This is a genomic window from Arthrobacter sp. 05N428_2, from assembly GCF_056397065.1.
The window spans coordinates 170,674-197,209 of sequence record NZ_JBFTMR010000004.1; the positions used below are offsets into that span (position 1 = coordinate 170,674).

Sequence of the window (26,536 nt, forward strand, 5' to 3'; positions counted from 1 at the left end):
GCCCGGCCGCTATCTGGACGAAGTTTTCCGGCCGCCGAGCACGCAGGCCGCAGCTCAGCCGGGGAAGGCCGGGTCGATGGCGCCTTTGAGTTGCTGCGACCAGCCGTTCCCGAGCCGCTGGAAGATGCCGTCCGCGGACTGGCCGAAAATCTCTGCCGGTCCATTGCCCGCACTGAGCGCGGTAAGCCCGGCCCAAGGTGCCAGTTGCTGCGGCGCCGCGGACGTTAGGGACAGCAGTTCGGGGGTGACGTTTCCGTTCGCGGACCCCTTCATGACGGCGATGGTGGTGTCGTTGACCCAGACGCCTTGGTCTGGATCAGTGGCAGCCAGCAGGGTTGTCGGCACGGTGAGGTCCCGCGGGGTGCCGTCGCCGTTGCGGATGATGCCCGTGATCTGGACGCTCGTCTTACCGTTCAGCTCCGAAATGACCAGAGCTCTGGTCCCTTCGCGGGAGATCCGGAACTCCTTGATCTGCCGTCCGGCGAGCCACGACGGCGCCAACGTCACGGAGGGCACGGTGGCGCCCTCCGCGACCCCGGTCGGACGGTAGGCCAGGACCTCGGTGGCCCCGCTCGCACCGGGACCGGCGGTCCAGACCCAGTCGTAGCGCCCGAAAGACGGCCGGGAGAGGCCGGCCCTCGTGGTGAGGGCGCGTGCGGGCTGGCCCGGGACGATCGAATACAAGGTGGTGCGGTCGGCGTTGAGGAAGGCCGCGGACTGGGAGACCGGGGATTCAGCCGGCAGGCGCGGCGCCAAGGCGCTCACCGGCTGCATGCCGGGCAGCGGGCTGAGCTTGTTGTTCTCGTACCGGACCAGGTCGTTGTTGCTGACCGCGATCTGGTGCGCCGGGACTTCCTTGTCCCGCACCGGCGGGAGCACCGACCCGTTGTCCTCGACCCGCACCAGGTCCTGGTTGGCCCGCAGTTCCACGTTGATCACATCGGGCTGGCTGCGGAAGGTCAGCGCAAGCTGGGTCTGCATCCGGAGCCGGTCCTCGTTGGACGCGTCCACGAGGTCCTTGGCCGACAGGTCCACCTGCGCTGCGCCGGAGACGACGGGGACCGACTCGCGGGCCAGCTTCATGCCGGACGGGAAGGCGCTGACGACGGCGCCCTTCAGGTAGGGTGCAGGGCCGCCGAGCAGGGCGCTGGTCATGGATTTGACGGTCTTCTTCTTGATGAACCAGCGCACATCGGGCACCGCGTAGCTGAAGGTGGGGTCGTAGAAGTAGATGGGGTACGCGCCGTAGATGACCTTGAACGTCTCCTCGGGGATGGCGGTCCCGTCGGGGATGTCCGCAATCCTCCATTCGCCGTCCACCTTGGTCAGCGTCGCGGGGATGCTCTCTTTGGAGCCTTCCGGCAACTGGGTGGCGATGCCGTCGGCGTCGACCGAGTACGCCAGGTCCAGTTCGTAGTTAAAGACGTTTTCGACGGCGGTGGCCACCACGCGGGCGGAGCGGAAGACGAGTACCCGCTGGTCCGGCTTCCATTTCACCGAGGACGCCTGGGTGAGGTATTGCCGCGCCACCGCATAGTCGTCCTCGTAGCCGCTGCCGGCGAGGTAGAAATCCTCGATTACCGAGTCCGGACCCGCTCCGGGCCTCGGGGCTACCGGGAAGAAGACCGGCGCGTTGTTCGGCTTTCCAGCGCTTTCATCGGTGCTCTTGCCCACCGGCCCCGAGCGCGGGATCTGCGCACAGGAAGTCAGGAGCAGCAGGACCAGCGCCAGCAGCGCGGCGGTGAGGCCGGTGAGTTTCCGGGCGCCGCTCATGGCTTCTCCTCTGTCTCGGTCGGTCCGGCCTCTTCGTTGGAGCCGGGGGCCGCCGGGCGGGGCACCGTGACGGCGCGGTCAAGCAGCAGCATCATCTGTTTGCCGGCCCCACCCTCCAGCACGACGTCGGCGGGTTCCAGCTGGAGCGGGGATCGGGTGATCGTTTCGCCTTGGCGCAGCGGCAAGGTGAGGCGGAAGTTGGAGCCGCTGCCCTTCTTGCCCCAGGCCTGCAGCCAGCCGTTGTGCAGCTTGGTGTCCTCGGCGGCGATGGACAGGCCCAGGCCGCTACCGCCCGTGGTCCGGGCCCGGGCCGGGTCGGCACGCCAAAAACGGTCGAACACGCGGGCGGCTTCCGCGGAGGTCATGCCGATTCCGTGGTCCCTGACGGCCACGGCCACGGCGGTCTCATTGGCGGCCACCGAAATGTTGACCGGCCGTCCTTCGCCGTGTTCCAGCGCGTTCAGGACCAGGTTGCGCAGGATCCTGTCGATCCGCCGGTCATCCATGTCGACAATGATGTTGCCTGCCGGGGCGTTCAGCCGTACCTCCGAGCCGTACTCGGCGGCCACCGGCCCCACCCCCTCCAGGACGTGTCCGATCAGCTGGACGATGTCGGTCGGTTCGGCGTCGAGCATGGCCACGCCGGCGTCGAATCGGGAAATCTCCAGCAGGTCCGCCAGCAGGGACTGGAAGCGCTCCACCTGGTGGTACAGCAGCTCGGCGGACCGCTTGTTGATCGGGTCGAACTCGTCGCGGGCGTCGTACAGCACCTCTGCGGCCATCCGGACCGTGGTGAGCGGCGTCCGGAGCTCATGCGATACATCGGAGACAAAGCGCTGCTGCATCTGGGACAGGGTGGCCAGCTGGGTGATCTGCTCCTGCAGGCTGGCAGCCATGTGGTTGAAGGAGGCTCCGAGCCTGGCCACTTCGTCCTCACCCTTAACCACCATGCGTTCCTGCAGCTGACCGGCGGCGAGCTTTTCGGAGACGACGGCGGCATGGCTGACCGGGCTGACCACGTTGCGCGTGACGTACCAGGCGATGGCGCCGATCATCAGGGCGAGAACGGCGGCGCCGGCGAGCAGGACGTTCTGGATCTCGTCCAGTGTCTTCTGCGCCGTGTTGAGGTCGTAGATCAGGTACAGCTCATAGACGGTTCCGTTGAAAGTCACCTTGTTGCCGACGGCGATGCCGGGACGGTCCTCGGTCCCGACCGGGAATTGCGTGGACGCCCAGAACTGGTCCTTGCCGGAGTCCTGGACCGCCTTGCGCAGGTCGGTGGGGATCACGCTGATCGTGAGCTGGTCGGACGCCCGGGATTCCACCCAGCGGTTGCGCGGCTTGGTCTGTTCGGGCATGGCCTCGAAGACGTAGCGGCGCTGGATCACGGAGCCGCGCCCTTCGACGGCGTTCAGGGTGTCATAGACCAGCGTGATGACGCTGGACTGGTCGGTGACCTGCGCGCCGTCGAACGTGTCTTGGACCTGTTTGACGTTGTAGCGGGTCTCCGACTCCGCCTGCGTCAGCCGCTCCTGGAAGAGGTTGTCGGCGATCTGGTTCGAGAGGTAGGCGCCGACCACGGCGAAGGAGCCGATCGCCAGCATCAGAGTGGTCAGCACCGTCCGGAATTGCAGCGACCGCCGCCAGCGCCGGTGCAGGGCGCGCAGCAGATACCGCAGGGCCGGGAGCAGTCGCGATGCCCCGGTGAGGACCAGCCGCACCACCCGGGCGTTGACGATCCGGGCCCGGCGGGCCCAGATGCGGGCACGGAACAGCGCGGTCATCGCACGCGACGAGGACGGCGCAGCGCTCTCCGGGGCGGATTCCGTCGCGACGCTCTCCGGGGCGGATTCCGGTCCGACGCGATGCGGGGCGGCGCCCTCCTTGGCGGGCGCCGGGCGGCCGTCCGCCGGCTCAGGAACCTGCTTTGTAGCCGACACCACGGACCGTCAATACAACTTCAGGGGCTTCGGGATCACGCTCGATCTTAGAGCGCAGCCGCTGGACGTGGACGTTGACCAGCCGGGTGTCCGCAGCATGCCGGTATCCCCAGACCTGCTCCAGCAGCAGCTCCCGGGTGAAGACCTGCCAAGGCTTCCGGGCAAGGGCGACGAGCAGGTCGAATTCGAGCGGGGTCAGCGAAATCCGCTGGCTGTCACGGCTGACCACGTGGCCGGCGACGTCGATCGTGACGTCTGCGATCCGCAGGGTTTCCGGGGTTTTCTGGTCCCCGGGGCGCAGCCGTGCCCGGACCCGCGCCACGAGTTCGGCGGGTTTGAAGGGCTTGGGCACGTAGTCGTCGGCTCCGGATTCGAGCCCGCGGACGACGTCCGAGGTGTCCGCTTTGGCCGTCAGCATGACGATCGGGACATCCGACTCGGCCCGGATCAGGCGGCACACTTCGATGCCGTCCATGCCCGGAAGCATCAGATCCAGCAGCACCAGGTCCGGTTTGGAGGACCGGAAAACCTCAAAGGCCTGCCCGCCGTCCGCGCAGAAGACGGGGTCGAAGCCGTCGTTGCGCAACACAATGCCGATCATCTCGGCCAGCGCCTCGTCATCGTCCACTACCAAAATCCGTGCCTTCATAGGTATATATTCCCCTATTGAAATGGCTTTGTCGTATTCGGGCCGTTCCCGGCATGGCGCGGCTGTGCTTGGAACGGCGCAGAGGCGGTGGCCACGGATCCGCTGCGGTTGCCGTCCGGGAACGCGTAGATTCAGGGGAAGGCCGCCGGACGGCTACGACCCCCAGGAGGATGCATGACCGGCTATGAACCCATCTATCGGCAGGGCCTCGGGCCCAGCTTTTCCCGCCTGCAGCCTGAACTTCAGGAGTATTTCTCGCTTGCGCCGGGTTCCGGGCACTACGGCGTGGGCGAGGGTGTCTTCGACGTCGTCGGCTGCCGGCAGCGGTGGCTGCGGCCGCCGCTGCGGCTCGCCACCGGCGAAGAGGCGTTCTTCCCGGAATACGGCGAGGGCGTCCGGTTCCGGATCGAAAACCACGCCCATCTGGACCCGTTCGGGCGCTCGAGCCTGACCGCCCGGCGCGAAATCTTCTTCCCGCAGGCCACCCGGATCTTCCAGGACACCACCAGTCTGGACTCGTCCGCCGGCACCCCCCGGCTGGTGGATTACGTCGGCCGCTACCGCCGTCTCGTCACCGACCTCAACCTCAGCGTCACGCCCGAAGGGCGCCTGCGCGGCGTCTCCGAGGCCTCCCGGCTGTTCCTGGGCCCGCTCCGGCTCGCGCTGCCGGCCGCGCTCGATGCCAAAGCCTACGCCGAGCAATGGTGGGAGACGGCCGACGGCGCCCCGGGCCGGCACCGGATCCAGGTTAAGGTCATCCAGCCGCAGCTCGGTCTGGTGCTGGTCTACGCGGGCAGCTTCGATTACCGGCTGGAGCCCTACCCGGACGGCATCCTTGCGCCGGGGCACCTTCCCCGCCGGGCCCGGCCCGACCGCTGGGAACGTCGGGTGTAGGCGCTAGCCGAGGGCGAGCTGGTTCAGCCCGTCGGCCAGCTGCGTCAGGCGGGTCAGCACCGCCGTCGCGGACGACGGCGTGTAGTCGGCAAGGCCGCCGGACGGCGTGACCCGCACCGAGGCCAGCGATCCGGCCGGAAGCCCGAGCTGGCGCCACGGCCGCCAGAGTGTTTCGACCGCCTGCGGTACGCGCGGCAACGCCGCAACCGGGTTGTCCACCGGCAGCGCACCGGCCCAGAGCCGCTTGCCGGCCTCCACGGCACCGGCGAGCTGCTCCCATTGGCGGGAGGTCAGGGCACGCAAGGGCACCGCGATCCCGTCCGCACCGGCGGCGAGGATCCGGTCAAAGGGCGCCTCGACTTCGGGCACCGAGACCACGATTTCGGCCGCACCCGCGGCGCGGAGGGCGTCGATGACGACCCGCCATGATTCGGCGACCTCGGAGCCCGCGACGGCGCGCAGCGTGCGGTAGCCGCTGGAGGTTGGGATGGTGCCGGCCATGACGGCTGCGATGTCCGGCTCGTCGAGTTGCACCACGAGGCTGGCTCCGGGCGCCGCGGCCGCCACCCGGCGCAGATGGGCGTCCACGCCGGCCGCGAGCGAGGCCGCGAGGTCCCGCCGCGCGCCGTGGTCGATGAGGGCACGTTCCCCGTTGTGCAGGTGCAGTCCGGCTGCAAGGCTGAGCGGGCCGCACAGCTGGATCTTGAGTTCAATGGCAGGGGTTTCCTCCGCGCCGATCACGTCGGCGAGGACGTTGATGTCGGTGGACAGCGCCGAGCGGGCGCGCATCAGATCCTTGCCGGGGCGGTCGACAAGCCGCCAGCCGTGCGGCTGGACGTCGACGGCGAGCCCCTCCAGCAGGGAGGCGGTGCGGCCCAGCGCGTCCGACCCGACGCCGCGGCCCGGGAGCTCGGCGAGGAAGGGAAGATGCGGGCTGCCCAACTCGCCGCGGATGATCCGGGCGGCCTCGACCGGGTCCTCCCCGGGCCACGGACCGAGGGCGGTGGCCGTGACCTGGCCGGGCGAATCCTGCAACGGCACGGCTAAGCCTCGGCGGAGACGGCGGGGTCCGCATCCTGCCTGGCCAGGCCGGCGGCATCCTTCGTTGCCAGGTCGGCGGCCGCCTGGTGGTCTTCGGCGATGGCCTCGTGGTGGCGGATCACCTCGCCGATGATGAAGTTCAGGAATTTCTCGGCAAATGCAGGGTCCAGGTGGGCCTCGGCGGCGAGGTGCCGCAGCCGGGCGATCTGCGCCGCCTCACGGCCCGGGTCTCCGGCCGGAAGCTTGTGCGCGGCCTTGAGGAAGCCGACTTTTTGTGTGGCCTTGAACCGCTCGGCGAGCAGGAACACCAGGGTCGCGTCGATGTTGTCAATGCTCGAGCGGATTGAGAGCAGTTCCGCCATCACCGCCGGATCCACGTGGCCGGCCAGCGAACTGGCGGCGGGGTCGTAGGCATCGGCGTCGGGGAAATCCTGGTTCTGCTCGGTCATGGACCCAGTCTAGGGGCTGGGGTGGAAATCCTCCGGGTGTTAAGCGGGGGCCGCCGCTCCCCCGCCCCGGGCGGCGCCGCAAGCCGCGACGCGTCCCGCGTAGCGTCGAAAAAGGGGCATGCCCGCCGTTCGCAGTGAACGGCGGGCATGCCCTGAAACGCCGCGGCAGGTGCCGCAGCCGGTTCCTGCTGCCTAACCTCTCAGCACCGCCCGGAACTCCCGGCGGCGGCGGGCCTGCTCGTCGGGGTCGGGCACGGGCAGGGACGCGATGAGCTTCTTCGTGTACTCGTGCTGCGGATTGCCCATGACCTGGTTCCCGAGCCCTTGCTCCACCATCTTGCCTTTGTACAGGACGCCGACCCAGTGGGAGAGCATGTCAACGACTGCAAGGTCGTGGCTGATGAACAGGGCCGCGAATCCGAACTCCCGCTGGATCTCCTTGAAGAGTTCCAGCACCACGGCCTGCACCGAAACATCCAGGGCCGAGGTCGGCTCATCGGCGATGAGCAGCTTCGGGTTCAAGATGAGCGCCCGCGCCAGGGAGGCGCGCTGTCGCTGGCCGCCGGAGAGCTCGTGTGGGAACCTGTCAGCGTACGACGCCGGAAGCTGCACCGATTCGAGCAGTTCGCCGACGCGCTTTCGCGCCTCAGCCGGGCTCGGGTTCGAGTGGATGATCAGCGGTTCGGCCACGCAGTCGCCGATGGTCAGTTGCGGGTTGAAGGATGCTGCCGGGTCCTGGAACACGAAACCGATCTCCTTCCGGAGCGGCTTGAACGTGCGCTCCTTGAAGTTCAGCATCTCGTAACCAAGGACCTTGAGGCTGCCGCCCGTGGTCCGGTTCAGTCCGGCGATGGCGCGGCCGATGGTGGTCTTGCCGGAGCCGGACTCCCCCACCAGGCCGAAGACTTCCCCTTCGGAGACGGTGAAGCTGACGCCGTCCACGGCCTTGAAAGCCGGAGTGCCCAGCCTTCCCGGATACTCGATGGTCAGGTTCTTAGCCTCGACGAGGACCTTTCCGCCCTGGTGGGCGCGCTGTGTCATCCCTTCGGAGGCGGAGTTGCGGCCAAGGTGCGGCACCGCGGCGAGCAGCTTCTTTGTGTAGTCCTCCTTCGGCTGTGCGAACAGGACCCGGGCAGGGGCTTCTTCCACCACATCACCCTGATACATGACGACCACGCGGTCGGCGAGGTCGGCCACCACCCCCATGTTGTGCGTGATGAGCACAATGGACGTTCCGTACTTGTCACGCAGGTCCCGGAGTAGCTCCAGGATCTCCGCCTGGACCGTGACGTCCAAGGCTGTCGTGGGTTCGTCGGCAACGATCAGACCCGGGTTCAGGGCCAACGCGGCCGCAATGACGACGCGCTGTTTCTGGCCTCCCGAGAACTGGTGCGGATAGTAGTTCACCCTCGATTCCGGGTCCGGGATGCCGACCTTTCGGAGGGCTTCGATGGCCCTCGCCTTGGCTTCCTTCGCGGAGACGCGGTGGCCGCCGGCGTCGGCGTGGGCCCGGATACCTTCGGCAATCTGCCAGCCCACGGTGAAGACCGGGTTGAGCGCTGTCGACGGCTCCTGGAACACCATGGCGACGTCGCGGCCGCGGATCTGCCGGAGCTTCGCTGCACTGACGCTGATCACGTTGTTGCCGTTGATCAGCACCGCACCTGAACTCACAGCCGTCTCCGGCAGGAGGCCGAGGATGGTTTTGGCGGTGACGGTCTTGCCCGAGCCCGATTCGCCGACGATGGCGACCACCTCGCCGGGATTCACTTCGAGGCTGACGTCCTTGACTGCGTACACATCGCCGGAGTCGGTTGCGAAGGTGACTTTGAGCTTGTCGATGTCCAGCACCGGGCGTGTGCCCGCTTCCGGCTGGTCCGAAACGGAACCGATATCGATGGTCATGGCATTCTCGATTCTGCTGATGCTTCCGCCCCGGGCGCGGCCTGCGCGCCGTCCGGGCTGCCGGCGGGTGCCTTGCCGCCGGCACGCTTGCGGCCCCTGAGCCGCGGGTCGTTGAGGTCGTTCATGCTCTCGCCGACCAGCGTCAGGCCGAGCACGGTCAGGACGATCGCCATGCCGGGAAAGACGCCGGTCCACCAGATGCCGGAGGAGGCGTCAGCCATGGCCTTGTTGAGGTCGAAGCCCCACTCGGCGGCGGATGACGGTTCGATACCGAACCCGAGGAAGCCCAGGCCCGCGAGGGTCAGGATGGCCTCGGAGGCGTTAAGCGTAAAGATCAGCGGCAGGGTGCGGGTGGCGTTCTTGAAAATGTGGCGCCCCATGATGCGGACGCTGGAGGCACCCACCACCTTGGCCGACTCGACGAAGGGCTCCGCCTTCAGCCGGATGGTTTCCGCACGGATCACGCGGAAATACTGCGGCACGAAAACCACGGAAATGGCGAACGAGCACGCGACGATGCCGCCCCAGAAACTGGACTGGCCGCGGTTGATGACGATCGACATGACGATGGCCAGCAGGAGGGACGGGAAGGCGTAGATCGCGTCGGCGATCACCACGAGGATCCGGTCCAGCCAGCCGCCGAAGTAGCCGCTGACCAGACCCAGTGCAACGCCGAGGAAAATCGACATTGCCACGGCCACGACGATCACGATCACGGCCGTCTGGGAGCCCCAGATGACCCGTGAGAAAACGTCGTAGCCGCCCACGGTGGTGCCCAGAATGTGGTTTCCCCCGGGCGCCTGCTGGGCGGGGAAGGTGCCGGACGCGTCACTGAGCTGCGAGTACCCGTAGGGCGCGATCAAGGGGGCGAGGACCGTCGTCAGGAGGAAGAAGATGGTGAGCACAAGGCCGGTGACGAGCATGCCGCGTTGCAGCCCGACGCTCTTCCGGAAATGTGAAATGACCGGAAGCCGGTAAATGAGGGGCTGCTTGCGCCCGCTTACTATCGTTGCGTTCATGGCTAGTACCTCACTCGCGGGTCGATCAGTGCTGCGACGACGTCGACGACGAAGTTGGTGACTGCAACGATGACCGCCAGCAGCACAACGATGCCCTGGACGGCGACGAAGTCGCGCGCGTTCAGGTACTGGACCAGCTGGTAGCCGAGGCCCTTCCACTCGAAGGTGGTCTCCGTCAGGACGGCACCGCCCAGAAGCAGCGCGATCTGCAGCCCCATGACCGTGATGATGGGGATAAGCGCCGGCTTGTACGCGTGCTTGGTCACGAGCCGGAACTCGCTGACGCCGCGGGACCTGCCGGCCTCGACGTAGTCCTTGCCCAGCGTGCCGATCACGTTGGTGCGGACGAGCCGGAGGAAGACCCCGGCCGTCAGGAGTCCGAGGGCGATGGCCGGGAGGACGGCATGGGCCATGACGTCGCCCAGCGCCCCCATGTTGCCGCTGCGCAGCGCGTCCAGCCAGTAGATGCCGGTCGGTGCGGACAGGCTCCCCATGGCAAGTTCGGTCCGTGTGGAGGCCCGTCCTGCGACAGGCAGCCAGCCAAGCCACACCGAGAAAGTCAGCTTCAGCAGCAGTCCCGCGAAGAACACGGGTGTGGCGTAGCAGAGGATCGCGAAAAAGCGCAGGACGGCATCGGGTGCCTTGTCGCGCCGGTGGGCAGCGACCATGCCCAGCGGGATGCCGACGAGCAGCGCCACGATGACGGCGTTGATGGCCAGCTCCAGGGTTGCAGTGCCGAACGTTGCCAGCATTTCGACCACGGGTCGGCGGTCGGTGATGGTGGTGCCGAAGTTGCCTGTCGCCACCTGGCCCATGTATTCGAAGTACTGCACAAAAATTGGCCGGTCATACCCGGCATCGTGAATTCTTTGCGCCAGGACATCAGGGGGAAGCCTGCCGCCCTGGGCCGCGGTGATGGGATCGCCGATGACCCGCATCAGGAAGAAGACCAAGGTTACCAGGATGAACATGGTCGGAAGGATCAGCAAGAACCGGACGAGGATATAGGTCCCCAGCCCCCCGCCAGAGGATTTTTTCTTGGACGGAAGGAGCCCGTCGGCGTCGCTTGGCGGCGCCTCTATCAGTGTTGTCATTGGTACCTAAACTTGTGCTTTCGCGGCTTTGGGCCGGCCCCGTGAGCTGCAGGTGCTGCAATGACCAGGAAAGGCGGGGCGCCGTGGGGGGCGCCCCGCCTCCTAGGCTGGTCAGAACCGCAGGGATGCAGTGTTACTTGGAAACAGTTCCCAAACGGAACTTGAAGGAAGCGTCGAGGGTGGAATCGACACCCTTGACGCCGTTGCCGGAGATGGCAACCTGCGCGCCCTGGAGCAGCGGAAGGGTGGAGATGTCCTTGGCCAGGGCATTCTGCGTGTCCTTGATGGCCGTCTCGCGTGCGCTCTTGTCCACCGTGGTGAGCTGCTTGTTAATCAGATCGGTGACGGTGGGGTTGTTGTAGTGGTTCTTCAGGAAGCCGCCGTCGGGGAAGAACGGGGTGAGGTAGTTGTCGGCGTCGCTGAAGTCCGGGAACCAGCCGAACTGGAACACGGGGTACTCGTCAGCGCGGCTGGCCTTGCTGTAGGTGACCCATTCGGTGGATTGCAGGTTGACCTTGAACAGGCCGGACTTCTCCAGCTGGTCCTTGATCATGGCGTATTCATCGCCGGAGGACTTGCCGTAGTGGTCCGGGTTGTACTGCAGGTTCAGAGTGACCGGGCTGGTCACGCCGGCGTCGGTCAGGACCTTCTTGGCCTTGTCCAGGCTCGGCTTGCCGGCGTCGCCGTAGGCGTCCTTGAAGGAGGTGTTGGCGCCGAGGAAGCCGCTGGGGACGTTGGAGTACAGGGGCAGGTAGGTGCCCTTGTAGACCTGGTCGGCGATCGCCTGGCGGTCGACGAGGTTGGCGACGGCCTGACGGACTGCGAGCGCCTTGGCCGGATCCGCATCCGCGGTCTTGGCGCCGAACGGCATCGTGTTGAAGTTAAACGTCATGTAGCGGATTTCGCCGCCGGGACCGACGTTGACCTTGACCTTGGAATCCTTCTTCAGGTCATCAATGTCGGTGGCGCTCAGGCTACGGTTGGCCACGTCGATGTTGCCCTGCTGGATGTCCAGCTTCATGTTCGTGGGATCGGCGTAGTACTTGATCGTCGCCGCATCGTTGGCCGGCTTGCCCAGCACGCCCTTGTAATCGGGGAAGGCCTTGAAGCTGATCAGCTCGTTCTTTTTGTACGTGTCAATCGTGTACTGGCCGTAGAAGGCCTTGGCCTTGACGATCGAGTCGTCGTCGAGCAGCTTGTCGGCCGGGAAGACTTCGTCGTCCACGATCGGCGCGGCAGGGCTGCTGAGGATCTGCGCGAAGGTCTGGTCGTTGGCCAGCTTCAACTTGAAGACAACGGTGGTGGCGTCGGGGGCCGTGATGCTGTCGATGTTCCCCAGCAGGCTCGCGGGACCTGCGGGGTCGTTGATCTTCATCTGCCGGTCAAAGGAGAACTTGACGTCCTTGGAGTCCAGGGTGTGCCCGTTGGCCCACTTCAGACCGGACTTGAGCTTGACGGTGAACTCGGTCGGCTTTGTGAAGGATGCCGACTCAGCCAGGTCCGGAACGGGATCGGCGCTGCCGGGCTTGGAGTTGAGCAGGAAGGAGTAGACCTGGTTCATCACCATGAACGAACCGTTGTCGTACGATCCGGCTGGATCCAGCGCGGTGACCTTGTCCGTGGTGCCGTAGGCGATGGGGCCGCTGGCTGCAGCTGATGAGCCACCGCCGCCGCCAGACGGGCCCGTGCAGGCCGTCAGTGCAAAGGCGGAAACCCCGGCGAGCGCGATGACGCTCTGGAAGGCCTTTTTGTTCATTGCCATCTGTGAACTTTCTGTTCGATGAGTACTGGTGCGCGGCCCGAACTAGCTTGACTCGGTAGGCAGCACGCCGTCGTGATTCCTAGATTCAACCAGAAGACCACTCGATGAATCGCCTTCTCTTGTGAGTTGAGACACAAAATTTACACTATCGCACGAAACTCATCGTTTTCTGCAGGATTTCGGTCCTATTTCCGGCACCCGGAAGCGCGGACCTGACTCGTCGGTGCGGGGGGCGGTTTCTGCCCAAGCACCACCGGACATGCCCTCCGCACACGGCCAGGAATGGACATAACCCCACTCTGCGCATCCCTGGCCGCGAAGGATGAGCATGGGTTGCGGACTCGGGGCCTACGGGTGAGCATGCGCCACGGCCTCGGGGCCAGCCGGTGAGCATGCCCCGCGGCCTGGTTGACGAATGGACATGCCCCCAGTATGGGCCGGGGAACGGACACAACCCCACTCTGCGCATCCCTGGCCGCGAAGGATGAGCATGCGCTGCGGACTCGGGGCCTGCGGGTGAGCATGTCCCGCGGCCTGGTTGGCGAATGGACAAGCGCTCCTGCCCTCCCGGCAATGGACACAATCCTGCGCTGCTCGTCCCTGGCTGCGAAGAATGAGCATGTGCCCCGGTCGGGGGCGCTCGCGGGTGGGCATGTCCCACGGTCCGTGGAGTCGGCCCAGAAAAGCTAGAGGGCGGCGCGCTGCAGCGACCGCGCGGCGTCGATCGTGGCCTGGCCCAGGACCCGGCTGCCCTGGTACAGCACCACGGTCTGGCCCGGGGCCACACCGCGCAGCGGCTCGGTCAGGGTGACGACAAGGTCCCCGCGCTCCATCCGGGCAGTGGCCGGCACCGGGTCGCCGTGGGCTCGGACCTGGGCGTAGCAGTCGAACTCCTCGCCGGTGGCGATCTGGGCGATGGGCAGGCCGGCCCAGGAGACCTTGATGCCGCGAATCTCGTCGATGGCCAGCAGCGCCTCCGGGCCCACCACCACTTTGTTTTCCTTGGGCCGGATCTCCAGTACAAAGCGCGGTTTGCCGTCGGCGGCCGGCGTGCCCAGCTTCAGGCCGCGGCGCTGGCCGACGGTGAAGGCGTTGGCGCCGGGGTGCTCGCCGACCTTGGCGCCGGACTCGTCCACGATGTCGCCGGTGGTCATCTCGATCTTTTCGGCAAGCCAGCCGGCGGTGTCGCCGTCCGGGATGAAGCAGATGTCGTGGCTGTCCGGCTTGTTGGCCACAGACAACCCGCGGCGTTCTGCCTCGGCCCGCACCTCGGCCTTGGACGGCGTCTCCGCGAGCGGGAACATCGAGTGTCGGAGCTGTTCATGGGTGAGGACGCCCAGGACATAGCTCTGGTCCTTGGCCCAGTCCGCGGCGCGGTGCAGCTCGGGGTTGCCCTCGGCGTCGGTGATCACCTTGGCGTAGTGGCCGGTGCAGACAGCGTCGAAACCCAGCGCAATCGCCTTTTCCAGCAGGGCGGCAAACTTGATCCGCTCGTTGCAGCGCATGCACGGATTGGGCGTGCGGCCGGCGGCATATTCGTCGATGAAGTCCTGAACGACGTCTTCCTTGAAACGCTCAGAGAAATCCCATACATAGTACGGAATGCCGAGCACATCGCAGGCCCGCCAGGCGTCGCGCGAGTCCTCGATGGTGCAGCAGCCGCGGCTGCCGGTGCGCAGCGTTCCGGGCATGCGGGAGAGCGCGAGGTGGACCCCGACGACGTCGTGTCCGGCCTCGACGGCGCGGGCTGCTGCGACGGCGGAATCGACGCCGCCGCTCATTGCTGCAAGAACTCGCATGCTGGCTTTCTGTAGGTGTTGGGGGGTAGTGCCGGCGGTGGGCCCAACCGGTAGGTCCAGGTGGAACCAAAAGCAGTGGGACTAACACAACGCCTGCCGCCCCATTCTATCGCCACGCCGATTCCTCCCCAAAAGCCTTGACGCCACCGCCCCGGGACTCTAACGTCAGGCCTAACGGTTTTAGAAAATACGGCACACGCACAGGCGGGCGGCGCAGAGATGAATCGTGAAGGCATTGTGATTGTGGGCGGCGGATTGGCCGGCGCCACCGCCGCCAAGACCCTGCGGGCGGAGGGCTTCGACGGCCCGGTCACCGTGATCGCGGAGGAGGCGCACGCGCCCTACCTGCGCCCCCCGCTGTCCAAGGAGTACCTGCTGGGCAAGGAGGGCGAAGAGGCGCTGCCGGTGGTCCCGGACGGCTGGTACGCGGAGCACGACGTCGACCTCCGCCTGGGCGTGCCGGCCACCGGCGTGGACGCGACGACCCGGACCGTGGACCTCGGCGCCGGCGGCCGCCTCGGATACACCTCGCTGCTGCTGGCCACCGGTGCCCGACCGCGGTCGATTCCGCTGCCCGGCAGCAGCTTGGACGGCGTCATGACGTTCCGGACCCTCGACGACAGCCGGGCGCTCCGGGAGGCCCTGGCCGGCGGCGGCCTGAACGTGGTGATGGTCGGATCCGGCTGGATCGGAATGGAACTCGCGGCCGCCGCGTGCTCCTACGGCAACACCGTCACCCTGCTGGGCCTGGAGCAGGTGCCGCTGGCGGCGGCGATCGGTCCCGAACTGGGCGCCTTCTTCCGATCGCTGCACGAGTCCCGCGGTGTACGGTTCCGGCTCCCGGCGTCGGCGGCCGAGATCACCGGCGACGCCGGCCGCGTGACCGGCGTCCGCACCGACGCCGGCGAAGTCCTGGCCGCCGACCTGGTGGTCATCGCCGTCGGCGTCGTTCCCGAAACCACGCTCGCCGCGGCCGCCGGCGTCGAGCTGAAGAACGGAATCCTCACGGACGCCTCGCTGCGGACTTCCGCTCCCGGCATCTTCGCCGCGGGAGACGTCGCCAACGCCCTGCACCCCTTCACCGGCGCCCACCACCGCAGCGAGCACTGGTCCAACGCGCTCAACGGCGGGAAGGTCGCGGCCCGGGCAATGCTCGGCGAGGAAGCGGTGCTGGACACCATTCCCTACTTCTACACCGACCAGTACGACGTCAGTATGGAGTATTCGGGATACCCCACGCTCGTCGACGGGGCGCCCGTGGTCCGGGGCTCACTCGAGGACAAGGAATTCCTAGCCTTCTGGCAACGCGGGGGCGAGGTGGTGGCCGGCATGAACGTCAATTGGCCCCGAGCGGACAAGCCGCAGAAGACCATCAAGGCCCTCATTGCCGCACGCGCCGCGGTGTCCGCGGAGTCCCTCGCGGACCCGGGCATCCCGCTCGGGCAGTTGCTTCCGGAAGGTTAGCTGTCCGCGGCACGGAAGTTCGGCAGGCTAGCTGTCGACGGGGCGACGGGCGGCAGTCCCCGCGGTCTCGATGGTCGAGACATGCCCGGCCATGCCGGCCTGGCGGGCGCGGGCGTAGGCAGCGGGCAGGGCGGCCAGCAGGGCGTCGACGTCGGCGTCCGTCGACGCGTGACCCAGGGTGAAGCGCTGGGCGCCGCGTGCGGTGTTCTCGTCCAGGCCCATGGCGAGCAGCACGTGGGAAGGCCGTGGCACGCCGGCGGTGCACGCGGAGCCCGTGGAGGATTCCACTCCGGCGAGGTCCAGCAGGAACAGCAGCGAGTCGCCCTCGCAGCCGGCGAAGGTGAAGTGCGCGTTGCCCGGAAGCCGGCCCGCGCCGGCGGCTCCCCGCAGCACGGCCTCCGGAACGGCGGCGCGGACGCCGTCGATGAGGCGGTCCCGCAGGGCAGAGATCCGGGCGGACTCCCCGGCCAGGTTGCCGGCGGCAGCCTCCGCCGCCGCGGCGAAGGCCGCGATCGACGCCGTGTCCAGGGTCCCGGAGCGCACGTCGCGCTCCTGGCCCCCGCCGTGCTGGACCGGGGTCAGCGCCACGGCGCGGCCCAGGAGCAGGGCGCCGACGCCGACCGGTCCGCCGATCTTGTGCCCGGAGATTGACATAGCAGCCAGGCCGGACGCGCGGAAGTCCACCGGCACCGAACCGAACGCCTGCACGGCGTCGGAATGCACCGGCACGCCGGCGGCATGCGCCAGCCGCACGATCTCCGCGACCGGCTGAAGGCTGCCCACCTCGTTATTGGCCCACATGACAGTGACCAGGGCGATGGAGCCCGGATCGTCGGCCAGTTCAGACTCCAGCGCAGCGAGGTCCAGCACACCTTCGGCGTCCACGGGCAGCCAGCGGACGTCGGCCCCCTCGTGCCGTTCGAGCCATTCGACGGTGTCCAGCACCGCGTGGTGTTCAACCGTGGAACAGAGGATGCGGGTACGCCGCGGGTCAGCGGCGCGGCGGGCCCAGTAGAGCCCCTTGACGGCGAGGTTGTCGGCCTCGGTGCCGCCGGAGGTGAAGATGACTTCCGACGGGTGTGCCCCGGCGGCGGCGGCCAGGGCCTCACGGGCGTCCTCGACGGCCCGCCGGGCTCGGCGGCCGGAACCGTGCAGCGAAGACGGGTTGCCGGTGCGGGCCAACTCGCGGGTCAGCGCGGCCAGCGCCTCGGCGGCAAGCGGCGTGGTGGCGGCGTGGTCAAGGTAGACAGACACAGGCCAATTCTACCGTGGCCCTCCGTGCAGGCACCCCGGCGTCAGAGCGGCCTGATCCGGGCGCAGCACTGGGCTGCCGTGGCGGCATCCTGAGCCCGGAGGGCCTCGATGTCCAGGGCTTCGACCCGGCCCGGGTCCATGCCGCACGCCGCCGCGGCCCCGGCCAGGAAGGCGCCGTTCATGGCGCAGACCACGTCCGCGTGGCCCCAAGCCACACGGTGGAAGGGGCAGTTGAGCAGCACCAGCCCGCCGGCGCCGTCGTCCGCCGGCCGGTACCCTTCGGCGGCGAGCAGGCCCGCGAAGTCGTCCGCGGCGGCGGCGGCGTGGCCGCGTGCCTGCGCGGCCCGCAGCAGCGCGTCCCGGGCGGAGCCGCCGTCGGCCGTGGATTGTTCGATGGCCGTCACCAGCAGTTCGGCGGCCAGGTCATAGTTGCGCTCCGGAACGGAGGCCGAGACCTCCTGGACGACGGCGCGGTACAGTTTCGCCGGACGCCCGGAACCCGGCCCCTCCTTGCCGCCAAGTTTCCGGAACTCCACCGCCAGCACGCCGTCCTGGACCAGGCGGTCCAGGTGGAATGACACTGTGCTCCGCGCCAGCCCGAGCGCCGCGGCGGCATCGTCGCGGCCCACCGCCTGCTCCGCGGCGGCAACAAAATCGAAGAGCCGGCGGCGGTTCTCATCGCCCAGGGAGGCCACGGCGGCCACCCTGAGGCTCCATGGAAAGCGGTTCATGAAATCAGCCTAACTCTAAAAACAAGATTCGTTGCTTAACCTCTGCTTCCATTCTAAAATCGAATTATCCAATTTTAGAAGGAGTAGGACATGAAATCTTCAACAGCACTCGCAGCCCCCGCCATCGCGGTCGCGGCCGGTCCGCGGCAGGCCTTCCTGCTGCTCCGCACGGTCTTCACGGTGGCTCCGATCATTTTCGGCCTGGACAAATTCACCAACCTGCTGACGCACTGGACGATGTATCTCGCCCCGGCGGCAACCTCGGTGGTCCCGCTGCCGGCGCAGACCTTCATGTACATCGTCGGTGTCGTGGAAATCATTGCCGGCCTCGCGGTAGCGTTCCGGCCGCGTTTCGGTTCGCTCCTGGTAGCCGTGTGGCTGCTGGGCATCATCGTCAACCTGCTGGTCCTGGGCAGTTTCTTCGACGTGGCGCTGCGCGACTTCGGCCTGCTGGTCGCGGCGCTGGCGCTGAACCGGCTCTCCCCCGCCAAGACCCGGTAGCATCGGCTGCCGCCGCCGCTGCGGCGCCTATGCCAGGACCCGGATCGCCCCCGGGACGACGTCGACGGTCAGCGGCAGCGGCCCGATCCGCTCGCCGTCCGCGTAGGCCACGACGCCGACCGCCTCAAGCTCGACCTGCCGGACCCGGCGGAGCTCGACGGCCGGGTGGCCCACGTGCCGGCCCGAAAACACCTTGGGGAACACCGCGAGGAAGCGTAGACGGGACAGCGGCCGGACAATGAAGAGGTCCAGGTACCCGTCGTCGAGCACCGCCTCCGGCGCAATCTTCATCCCGCCGCCGATCGACTGCCCGTTGGCCACCGAGATCAGCATCGCTCCCTGTTTCCAGCGTTCCCCGTCGGCTGTCACCGTGTACTCGATGGCGCGGAAGGTAACCAGTTCACGCAGCATCGCCAGGTTGTACCGGGCCATCCCGCGGGGCCGGCGCCACGCATTGGCGCGTTCATTGACCGCGGCGTCAAAACCGGCCGAGACCACGCTGGCGAACCAGTGCGTCCGGCCGCCGGAGCGCACCCGGCCGGCGTCGATCCGCCGGCCGCCGGACGGCAGGGCCGCCAGAATCCGGGCGGCGGCCGCCGGGATATCATGCCGCGGCAGGCCGAGCGCGCGGGCCATGTCGTTGCCCGTGCCGCTCGGAATGACGCCCAGCGGGGTCTCGCCGAACGCGCGGCCCGACCCGGCGAGCGCGTTGACTCCCAGGTGCACCATGCCGTCACCGCCCACCACGACCAGCGCGTCCACGCCGTCAACCAGGGTCTTGTCCACGGCCCGGGAGAGCGACTCGTAACTGTCTTCGCACAGCAGCCGAACATCCGCCCCGGCCGCGCGGAAGCACTCCTCCGCCTCCCGGCCGGCAGATTGACCACGGCCGAAGGAGGCGCGCGGATTGACGGCCAGGGCGATCTTCATGGGCTGAATTATGCCAGCCGCCGGGAACCATCCACCGCCGCACGCACGTTGTTCCCCCGAGGGGTTCAACCGGCCGGTTAAACTGGCCACGCCGGAGGTTCCGGCCGCACCGGCTCCATTGACGCAAAGGAATCTTGCTTGACGCAAGGCAGCAGCTCGCACTACCAGGTCCTGAGGATCCCCGTAACGGCGACGGACAAGGACATAAAGGTGGCCTACCGCAAGGCCGCCCGCACGGCCCACCCCGATCACGGGGGCGACGCCGCCACCTTCCGCCGCGTGACCCTCGCCTATGAAACCCTCATCGATGCCAAGCGCCGCGCCGACTACGACCGCTCCTACGGCAGCGGCACCGCCTTCTCCAGCCGCACCGTCCCGGCCGAGGACGGGGCGCACTTCGACGCGCCCGCCGCCGGCAGCCGCGCCTCCGCCCATGTCCGCCGTCCCAACACGCCACGGAACACCGCCGCAGACGCCCCGGTCTACGTGCCGTCCTTCGAGGAGGTCGCCGCGAGCGGCGAGATGCCGCTGATCCCGGAATCGGTGGCGCGGCAGCAGGTCCACGGCATGCCCCGCCGGCGAGGTATTTTCGGGGCGGAGGCGCGCATCCAGCGCGAGATGCGGACCGTCCAGCTGATCACACGGCAGATCCTGCCGGCCATCCCGGCCGCCCGGCTGGTCAACGGCCTGCAGTCCCCTGCGGACAACAGCCACATCGACCACGTACTGCTTTCCGGCTACCGCCTGGCGATCATCGGATCCATGCTGCTGCCGCCGGGCGTCTACGCCTGGAACGGCAGCGCCCTGACCCACGGCGGCCGCTCCGTAGCGCCACCGCAACTGGCCCACGTGGTGCGGCGGATGCAGGACATCTTCCCGGAACTGAACGTCACGGGCTGGACGGTGGTCCACAGCACCGATGGCAATCTGCACGAACCGGTGATCGACCGGCACGGACGCTCCCGGGACCGCAGCGAAAGCCACGAGACCGTCCAGTTGGTCAATGCCGCCGGGCTGGCCCGCGGGCTCAAGCAGTTCCTCGGCTCTGGGCCGGCACCGAACACTGTCAACGTTCCGGTACTCGCCCGGCTGCTGCGCGGCATGCACTAGCGGCCACGCGGGCGCAGGCGGGATGCCGCGGCGGCGCGGCGGCGCGGCGGCTCGGCGGCGCGGCGGCTCGCTAGGATGGGAGCGTGTTCCGCATCCTCTTCCACAGTCCCGAAATCCCCGGCAATACCGGCAACGCCATCCGGCTGGCCGCCATCACGGGGGCCGAACTTCACTTGGTGGAGCCGCTGGGCTTCGATTTTTCCGACGCCAAGCTCCGACGCGCCGGGCTGGACTACCACGACCTCGCCGTCGTCACGGTGCACCCGGACATCGACGCCGCGTGGGCGGCGCTGGCCCCGGACCGGGTCTTCGCCTTCACGTCCGACGGCGACACCTCCTACACCGACATCAGCTACCTTCCCGGCGACGTGCTGATGTTCGGCCGCGAATCCGTGGGGCTCTCCGAGGAACTGAAGCACGACCCCCATGTGACGTCCCGGGTCCGGCTTCCGATGCTCCCGGCGCTGCGCTCGCTGAACCTTGCCAACGCGGCGTCGATCGCCGTCTACGAGGCCTGGCGCCAGCAAGGCTTCGCCGGCGCGAAACTGTAGCGGCAGCGCGCCACCTCTCCGGCCGCGGCAGGAAGTGGCGGCCGGCTCGACATCCAACCCATCCGTCGAACCCGTCGCGACGAATCCCCTCTTGAGAAGCCATCTACGGCGAACGTCGAGAGGAGCGAGGAGCGGCAGGTGAGCACAATGCAGGTGGATAGACGCCCGGCCCCACGGGCTGCGGGCAACCACGGCGGCGTTGACGCCCGCCCTGATCCCCGATCCACGGCTGGCACCTTATGCTTGAAGGTGATGGAAACTCCGAATGCCCCGAACCCCGAGGCCGCCGCTCCCCCTGCTGCCCCAGCCGACGTGAACCGCCGACTGGGAGCGCTGCTGGGACAGATCGCCAACGGGGACCAGGCCGCCTTCGCCGAGTTTTACCAGCTCACCTCGCGCCGCGTTTTCGGCATGGCGCGACGGGTCCTGATCGACGCCGACCTCAGCGAAGACACCACCCAGGAGGTCTTCCTCCAGGTCTGGCAGAACGCGGCGAAGTTCAACGCCGACGCCGGCAGCCCGCTCGCGTGGCTGATGACGATTTCCCATCGCCGGGCCGTGGACAAGGTCCGTTCATCGCAGTCCGCCACGGACCGGGAGGCCAGGTACGGCGCCAGCAGCCAGGAGATCGACCATGACTCCGTCTCCGATGAGGTCGGCAGCCGGCTCGAGGCTGAAGCGGTGGTCCGCTGCCTGGACACGCTGACCGACACCCAGCAGGAATCCGTACGGCTCGCCTACTACGGCGGCCTCACCTACCGGGAAGTCGCCGAGCGGCTCAACGCGGCCGTTCCCACCATCAAGTCCCGCATCCGCGACGGACTGATCCGCCTGAAAACCTGCCTGGGGGTGAGTTGAGATGAACGACATGAATCCACAGAACAGCGGCCGCACGCCCGGCGGCTTTTCCGCCGACATCGCCGGTGACCTCAGCTCCGGCCGCGCCATCGACCTCGCCGAGGTCTATGCGCTGCATGCCCTCGACGACGCCGAGCGCACCGCCGTCGATCGCCATATCGCGGACGCCCCGCCGGCCGAACGCGCCGAATTCGAGGAACGCGTCCGCCAGGCCCTCGAGACCCTGGCCCTGAGCTTCGGCGCGGAGGAAGAGCCGCCGGCCGGGCTCTTCGACCGCATCGTTGCGGCCCTGCCGTCGCAGCCGGCCGGCTCCGGCGCCGCGCAGTCCGGTCCCGCCGGTCCGCCGGTGGTGTCCCGGCCGGTCCGCGAACACGCCGAACTTCCGGTTGCCGACGAACTCGGCGCCGCCCGGCAGCGGCGCGACGAACGTCGCCGGCCGCAGGGCATGCGCAACTGGCTGATCGGCGTCGCCGCGGCGGCCGCCATCGCCGTCGGCGGGGTCGGGGTGGGCGCCTACGTCGCCAACCAGAACGATCCCCTCAATCAGGTGCTCCAGGCCAGCGATGTGCGCAAGGCGACGGTCGACGTGATCGGCGGCGGCACGGCCTCACTGACCCTTTCGTCCTCGAAGGACGCCGTGGTCGTGAAAATGAACGGCGTCCCGGCCCCTCCCGTCGGCAAGGTCTACCAGATGTGGCTGATCCCCAAGGACGGGTCCGCCCCGGTCTCCAAGGGCCTGATGGACGCTGCAGCCCTGTCCAAGCCGGCCGTCGTCACGGGCATCGGTGCCGCCGCCGCCCTGGGCATCACGGTGGAGCCGGTGGGCGGATCGAAGACGCCCACCATGCCCACCGTGGCCGCCGCCCCGCTCGGCGCGTAACCCGGGGGCCGAATCCCTGCCGGGGCTCCTCGGAAGAAGTCCAGCACCAAAAGGCCGCGCGGGCCCCGAAACATCGGGGCCCGCGCGGCCTTTTGTATTACTTGGTGGCTCTGCTGCGGCCGGGCTAGACGACCAGCGAGAGCAGCATCACGAAGGCGAAGCCGACCACGGAGATCAGTGACTCCATCACCGACCAGGTCTTGAACGTTTGTCCGACGGTCAGGCCGAACAGCTCCTTGACCAGCCAGAAGCCGGCGTCGTTCACGTGCGAGAGGAAGAGTGACCCTGCGCCGATCGCCAGGGCCAGCAGGGCTGCGTGGGTCGGAGAGAGCGAGCTGGCCAGCGGCGCGACGATGCCGGCCGCGGTCACGGTGGCCACGGTGGCGGAGCCCGTCGCCAGGCGCAGCGCCACGGCCACCAGGAAGCCGAGGACCAGCACGGACATGTTGGCACCCTCGGCCCATTTCTTGACCGCGTCGCCGACGCCGGCGCCGATCAGGGTCTGTTTGAAGCCGCCGCCGGCACCTACGATCAGCAGGATCGCGGCGATCGGGCCGAGGCTGGCACCGATCTTGGTGGTGATCTTGTTCCCGGTGAAGCCCACGGCGTAGCCGAAGGTGAAGATCGCCAGGAGCACGGCCAGGGTCATCGCCACGAGCGGCTGGCCGACGAAGTCGAAGAAGACCCGGATCCACGGCGCGGTTGCGGCAGCCGGCCAAACGATGTCCACGACGGCCTTAAGCAGCATCAGTACCACCGGGAAGATGATGGTCAGCAGCGTGACCAGGAAACTGGGCTGGCGTTTGACGCCTTCCAGGTCGGCGCCGTGCTCGGTGTCGATGCCGCCCGCGACGGCGGGGGCACCCACCGGGACCCACCGGGCGGCCAGCCTGGAAAAGAGCGGCCCGCAGATGATGACGGTGGGGATGGCGACCAGGAGCCCGAGTGCGAGGGTGGTGCCGAGCTCGGCCTTGACGGCGCTGATCGCGATCAGGGGGCCGGGGTGCGGCGGCACCAGGCCGTGCAGCACGGACAGTCCGGCCAGGGCGGGGATGGCGATGCGCATCAGCGGCATCTTGGAGCGCTGGGTAACCAGGACGATCACCGGGAGCAGCAGCACCAGGCCGATCTCGAAGAACATCGGCAGCCCGATGATCACCGCGACCAGTGTGATGGACCAGACCACCCGGTTGCCGCCCGCCTTGGCGAGCAACGTGTCCACCACCCGGTTGGCCCCGCCGGAGTCCGCCAGCAGCTTGCCCAGCATGGCGCCGAGGGCAATCAGCAGGCCGACCTCCTTCAGGACGCCGCCGACGCCGTCCTCGAAGTTGCTGATGATCTTGGCCAGTTCCACGCCGGAGGCCAGGCCGACGAAGGCTGAGCCGAGCACAAGGGCGAGGAAGGGGTGGAGCTTGAACTTGGCGATCAGCACCACGATCAGTGCGATGCCGAGGGCGGCGACCACCAGGAGTTGGGTGTCATGGCCGGTCCAGGCCTCGACGGCAGCCGGAAGCTGCAATGGTACGAGAGATTTCAAGGGGTTGTTCCTAGCTGGAATATGGGGTGGTGACCGGTGCGCGGTTAGCGGCCGGCCGCGTCGTCGGCGTCGAGTTGGAGCCGGTCGATGATTTCCTGGGCCTCGTCGGCAGGGGTAGCGCCGACGCACAGGGTGATGGAGTTTTCGTCCTCGGTGGGGGCTTCGAGGGCGTCGAACTGGGAATCCAGCAAGGCCGGAGGCATGAAGTGTCCGTGCCGGGAGGCCAGTCGGTCCGAGATCCGGTCCTTGCTGCCTTCGAGGAAGACAAAAACTACTCCCTCCCCGCGCAGCACGTCGCGGTAGCGCTTTTTCAGGGCGGAGCAGGTCACGACGCCGGGCGTTCCGGCAGCGGTGTGCTCCCGGATCCAGCCGGCGATGCTCTCCAGCCAGGGCCAGCGGTCTTCGTCCGTCAGCGGCTGCCCGGCATGCATCTTGGCGACGTTGGCCGCAGGATGCAGGTCGTCGCCTTCCGCCAGGTCCCAGCCGAGCCGTCCGGCCAGCAGCCCGGCGACGGTGGATTTGCCCGAGCCTGAAACGCCCATGATGACCAGAACAGGGTGCTGCGCAGTCTTCGCCATTAAAGTCTGCCTTCCATCAATAAATATGATTTAAACAGAGCAAGCATATGGCAGACGTCACCCGCGGGCAAACGCTAGAAGCCGGCGATGGTCCCCTGGCCGTTCACGGTAACGACGTGGAACGCTTCGGCGCTGCGGCCGGGGGCGAGTCCACCGCGTTGCGCGGTGTCCAGCAGGAGCCCGCGGACGGTGCGATCCATGGCCGCGACGTCGGGGTGCTGGCTGACGTGAATGTGGATGGCCGCCAGCTTGTCATCGACATGCGCGGTGATGTCGACGAAGTGGTTTTCCCGGTCCTCCGGCCCCGCAAAGAGCCAGAGCCAGGGCAGCTTGTAGGCTTCCAGTCCTGCGGCGGCCAGCTCCGGATAGGCGAACGGGTTTTCCAGCGCCGGGTAGACCGCCCTGGTCACTGCCTCCCCCACCGCCAGGTGGTCCGGGTGGCTCTTCTGGATCCGGTCCCAGTTGCGTTCCGGGTGCATGGCTAGCACGACGTCGGGGCGGATCTGGCGGATCAGCCGCACCACTTCGCGGATGACCTCGTGCGAGGCCTCAAGGTAGCCGTCGCGCTGGTGCAGGTAGTGGATGTCGCTGACCCCGACGAGCGCGGCGGCGCGCTGCTGCTCCTCGATCCGCAGCCGGACGATTTCGTCGCGCTGTTCCGGGTCGAAGCCACCGGCGTCGCCGTCGGTCATGATGCAGTAGCTGACCTGGGTTCCGGCGGCGGTCCACGCGGCGATGGTGCCGGCGGCGCCGAAATCGATGTCGTCCGGGTGCGCGGCGAAACAAAGCACCCGCTCGATCCGGGTCTGCTCCGGATCCAGCGGGCCGTGTGCCGCGGGGGCGTTGGTGCTCAATGGTCAGCCTTTGCGTTTCTTGATTTCTTCGGTGGCCTGCGGCAGGACCTCGAAGAGGTCGCCGATGATACCGAAGTCGGCGATCTCGAAGACGGGCGACTCGGCATCCTTGTTCACGGCCACGATCACCTTGGCGGTCTGCATGCCGGCCTTCTGCTGGATGGCTCCGGAGATGCCTGCGGAAATGTAGAGCTGCGGGGAGACGGTCTTGCCGGTCTGGCCGATCTGCGCGTCGTGGCCGATCCAGCCGGCGTCCGTGGCGGCGCGGGAGGCACCGATGGCGGCGCCGAGGGCGTCTGCGAGGTCCTCGACGGGCGCGAAGTTCCCGTCCACGCCGCGGCCGCCGGCCACCACGATCCGGGCTTCGGAGAGCTCGGGGCGTCCGCTGGCGGTCTTTTCGGTGCGGCCGGTGATCCGGGCCGACGCGGCGGTGGCCGTGGCCGGCACCTCGATGATTGCAGCTTGGGGCGCCGTGCCGGTGACTGCCGGCTCCGGGGTGATGCTGTTGGGCTTGACAGTGAGCACGGCTACCGGCGTGGTCGTCTTGGCGGTGGTCATGTACGAGCCGGCCAGGACCGATTTGTGCGCGGTGCCGTCGGGGTCGACGGCGACGACGTCGGTGATCACGCCGGCGCCGAGCTTGATGCCCAGGCGGGCGGCGATTTCCTTGCCCTCGGCGGAGTTCTCGGCCAGGACGATGGTGGCCCCGCTGGTTTGCGCGGCGGCCGCAAGGTAGGACGCCTTGGGTCCGACGAGGTAGTCGTCCAGGTCTTCGGCGGAGGGCCGGTACAGAGCCTGGGCTCCGTATTCGCCCAGAGCCGCCGCGACGTCGTCGTGCAGTTCGCCGTTGAGGGCCACGGCCGGTTCGCCGAGAGAGCGGGCGATGGTGAGCAGCTCCAGGCTGGACTTCTTCAGCGCCCGGCCGGGGGTGTCAATGAATACAAGTACTTTTGCCATGTCTGG

Annotated in this window: 24 protein-coding genes; 7 read left to right on the plus strand and 17 right to left on the minus strand. The window is 68.0% G+C overall.

What is annotated here, in order from left to right:
• Window positions 1-54 precede the first annotated feature (54 nt).
• The 3 genes from AC1DGI_RS05580 to mtrA form a co-directional block, all read right to left on the minus strand.
• The gene (locus tag AC1DGI_RS05580; RefSeq protein ID WP_476898053.1) at window positions 55-1,773 is read right to left on the minus strand and encodes an LpqB family beta-propeller domain-containing protein; all 1,719 of its coding nucleotides are present in this window, start codon (window positions 1,771-1,773) and stop codon (window positions 55-57) included.
• A complete protein-coding gene (gene mtrB, locus AC1DGI_RS05585; protein WP_476898207.1) occupies window positions 1,770-3,557 on the minus strand; it encodes an MtrAB system histidine kinase MtrB in 1,788 nt (595 codons plus the stop codon). The genes AC1DGI_RS05580 and mtrB overlap by 4 nt, the downstream gene beginning before the upstream one ends.
• Before the next feature lie 130 nt (window positions 3,558-3,687).
• Complete coding sequence (gene mtrA / locus AC1DGI_RS05590) at window positions 3,688-4,362, minus strand: MtrAB system response regulator MtrA (protein ID WP_476898054.1); 675 nt, start codon at window positions 4,360-4,362, stop codon at window positions 3,688-3,690.
• A gap of 174 nt (window positions 4,363-4,536) precedes the next feature.
• Here mtrA and AC1DGI_RS05595 point away from each other — a divergent pair, with 174 nt between their 5' ends.
• Window positions 4,537-5,256 carry a DUF4166 domain-containing protein gene (locus AC1DGI_RS05595; RefSeq protein WP_476898055.1) on the plus strand — a complete coding sequence of 240 codons (720 nt, stop codon included), beginning with the start codon at window positions 4,537-4,539 and terminating at the stop codon, window positions 5,254-5,256.
• A gap of 3 nt (window positions 5,257-5,259) precedes the next feature.
• Here AC1DGI_RS05595 and AC1DGI_RS05600 read toward each other — a convergent pair whose 3' ends face one another.
• From AC1DGI_RS05600 to mnmA, 7 genes are all read right to left on the minus strand, one after another.
• Window positions 5,260-6,297 carry a uroporphyrinogen decarboxylase/cobalamine-independent methonine synthase family protein gene (locus tag AC1DGI_RS05600; protein WP_476898056.1) on the minus strand — a complete coding sequence of 346 codons (1,038 nt, stop codon included), beginning with the start codon at window positions 6,295-6,297 and terminating at the stop codon, window positions 5,260-5,262.
• 2 nt (window positions 6,298-6,299) lie between these two features.
• On the minus strand, window positions 6,300-6,746 hold the full coding sequence (locus AC1DGI_RS05605) for a chorismate mutase (protein WP_476898057.1): 447 nt from the start codon (window positions 6,744-6,746) through the stop codon (window positions 6,300-6,302).
• A 192-nt stretch (window positions 6,747-6,938) separates the two neighbouring features.
• Entirely contained in the window at window positions 6,939-8,651 is a 1,713-nt protein-coding gene (locus tag AC1DGI_RS05610; RefSeq protein WP_476898058.1) for an ABC transporter ATP-binding protein, read from the minus strand.
• The gene (locus AC1DGI_RS05615) at window positions 8,648-9,670 is read right to left on the minus strand and encodes an ABC transporter permease (protein WP_476898059.1); all 1,023 of its coding nucleotides are present in this window, start codon (window positions 9,668-9,670) and stop codon (window positions 8,648-8,650) included. Before AC1DGI_RS05615 ends, AC1DGI_RS05610 begins: the two co-directional genes overlap by 4 nt.
• 2 nt (window positions 9,671-9,672) lie before the next feature.
• Window positions 9,673-10,764: an ABC transporter permease gene (locus AC1DGI_RS05620; protein ID WP_476898060.1), complete on the minus strand. Its 1,092-nt coding sequence runs from the start codon at window positions 10,762-10,764 to the stop codon at window positions 9,673-9,675.
• A 133-nt stretch (window positions 10,765-10,897) separates the two neighbouring features.
• The gene (locus tag AC1DGI_RS05625) at window positions 10,898-12,526 is read right to left on the minus strand and encodes an ABC transporter substrate-binding protein (protein WP_441402715.1); all 1,629 of its coding nucleotides are present in this window, start codon (window positions 12,524-12,526) and stop codon (window positions 10,898-10,900) included.
• Between the two features lie 686 nt (window positions 12,527-13,212).
• Window positions 13,213-14,325, minus strand: coding sequence for a tRNA 2-thiouridine(34) synthase MnmA (gene mnmA, locus AC1DGI_RS05630; protein ID WP_476898061.1), 1,113 nt, complete (start codon window positions 14,323-14,325; stop codon window positions 13,213-13,215).
• A gap of 219 nt (window positions 14,326-14,544) precedes the next feature.
• Here mnmA and AC1DGI_RS05635 point away from each other — a divergent pair, with 219 nt between their 5' ends.
• Window positions 14,545-15,789 (plus strand): NAD(P)/FAD-dependent oxidoreductase, encoded by a 1,245-nt coding sequence (locus tag AC1DGI_RS05635; RefSeq protein WP_476898062.1) that lies wholly within the window; start codon window positions 14,545-14,547, stop codon window positions 15,787-15,789.
• A 27-nt stretch (window positions 15,790-15,816) separates the two neighbouring features.
• Here the strand turns inward: AC1DGI_RS05635 and AC1DGI_RS05640 are convergent, their stop codons facing one another.
• Complete coding sequence (locus tag AC1DGI_RS05640) at window positions 15,817-17,043, minus strand: cysteine desulfurase family protein (RefSeq protein WP_476898063.1); 1,227 nt, start codon at window positions 17,041-17,043, stop codon at window positions 15,817-15,819.
• 41 nt (window positions 17,044-17,084) lie between these two features.
• Window positions 17,085-17,774, minus strand: coding sequence for a helix-turn-helix domain-containing protein (locus AC1DGI_RS05645; RefSeq protein WP_476898064.1), 690 nt, complete (start codon window positions 17,772-17,774; stop codon window positions 17,085-17,087).
• A 90-nt stretch (window positions 17,775-17,864) separates the two neighbouring features.
• On the opposite strand from AC1DGI_RS05645, the gene AC1DGI_RS05650 reads away from it, so the two are divergent.
• Window positions 17,865-18,275 (plus strand): DoxX family membrane protein, encoded by a 411-nt coding sequence (locus AC1DGI_RS05650; protein ID WP_476898065.1) that lies wholly within the window; start codon window positions 17,865-17,867, stop codon window positions 18,273-18,275.
• A 27-nt stretch (window positions 18,276-18,302) separates the two neighbouring features.
• On the opposite strand, the gene AC1DGI_RS05655 is transcribed toward AC1DGI_RS05650, so the two are convergent.
• The gene (locus AC1DGI_RS05655) at window positions 18,303-19,205 is read right to left on the minus strand and encodes a diacylglycerol/lipid kinase family protein (RefSeq protein WP_476898066.1); all 903 of its coding nucleotides are present in this window, start codon (window positions 19,203-19,205) and stop codon (window positions 18,303-18,305) included.
• Window positions 19,206-19,343: 138 nt separating this feature from the next.
• Here AC1DGI_RS05655 and AC1DGI_RS05660 point away from each other — a divergent pair, with 138 nt between their 5' ends.
• The 4 genes from AC1DGI_RS05660 to AC1DGI_RS05675 all read left to right on the plus strand — a co-directional run bounded on the left by AC1DGI_RS05660 (window position 19,344) and on the right by AC1DGI_RS05675 (window position 22,604).
• Complete coding sequence (locus AC1DGI_RS05660) at window positions 19,344-20,315, plus strand: J domain-containing protein (RefSeq protein ID WP_476898067.1); 972 nt, start codon at window positions 19,344-19,346, stop codon at window positions 20,313-20,315.
• 83 nt (window positions 20,316-20,398) lie between these two features.
• Window positions 20,399-20,866 (plus strand): tRNA (cytidine(34)-2'-O)-methyltransferase, encoded by a 468-nt coding sequence (locus tag AC1DGI_RS05665; RefSeq protein ID WP_441403377.1) that lies wholly within the window; start codon window positions 20,399-20,401, stop codon window positions 20,864-20,866.
• Between the two features lie 252 nt (window positions 20,867-21,118).
• Window positions 21,119-21,724 (plus strand): ECF RNA polymerase sigma factor SigK, encoded by a 606-nt coding sequence (gene sigK, locus AC1DGI_RS05670; RefSeq protein WP_476898068.1) that lies wholly within the window; start codon window positions 21,119-21,121, stop codon window positions 21,722-21,724.
• Between the two features lies 1 nt (window position 21,725).
• On the plus strand, window positions 21,726-22,604 hold the full coding sequence (locus AC1DGI_RS05675; RefSeq protein ID WP_476898069.1) for an anti-sigma factor: 879 nt from the start codon (window positions 21,726-21,728) through the stop codon (window positions 22,602-22,604).
• 124 nt (window positions 22,605-22,728) lie between these two features.
• On the opposite strand, the gene AC1DGI_RS05680 is transcribed toward AC1DGI_RS05675, so the two are convergent.
• From AC1DGI_RS05680 to AC1DGI_RS05695, 4 genes are all read right to left on the minus strand, one after another.
• On the minus strand, window positions 22,729-24,141 hold the full coding sequence (locus AC1DGI_RS05680; RefSeq protein WP_476898070.1) for a GntT/GntP/DsdX family permease: 1,413 nt from the start codon (window positions 24,139-24,141) through the stop codon (window positions 22,729-22,731).
• 44 nt (window positions 24,142-24,185) lie between these two features.
• Window positions 24,186-24,719 carry a gluconokinase gene (locus AC1DGI_RS05685; RefSeq protein ID WP_441403062.1) on the minus strand — a complete coding sequence of 178 codons (534 nt, stop codon included), beginning with the start codon at window positions 24,717-24,719 and terminating at the stop codon, window positions 24,186-24,188.
• Between the two features lie 74 nt (window positions 24,720-24,793).
• Window positions 24,794-25,573 carry a PIG-L deacetylase family protein gene (locus AC1DGI_RS05690; protein WP_476898071.1) on the minus strand — a complete coding sequence of 260 codons (780 nt, stop codon included), beginning with the start codon at window positions 25,571-25,573 and terminating at the stop codon, window positions 24,794-24,796.
• Window positions 25,574-25,576: 3 nt separating this feature from the next.
• The gene (locus AC1DGI_RS05695; RefSeq protein ID WP_476898072.1) at window positions 25,577-26,530 is read right to left on the minus strand and encodes an electron transfer flavoprotein subunit alpha/FixB family protein; all 954 of its coding nucleotides are present in this window, start codon (window positions 26,528-26,530) and stop codon (window positions 25,577-25,579) included.
• Window positions 26,531-26,536: the final 6 nt, after the last annotated feature.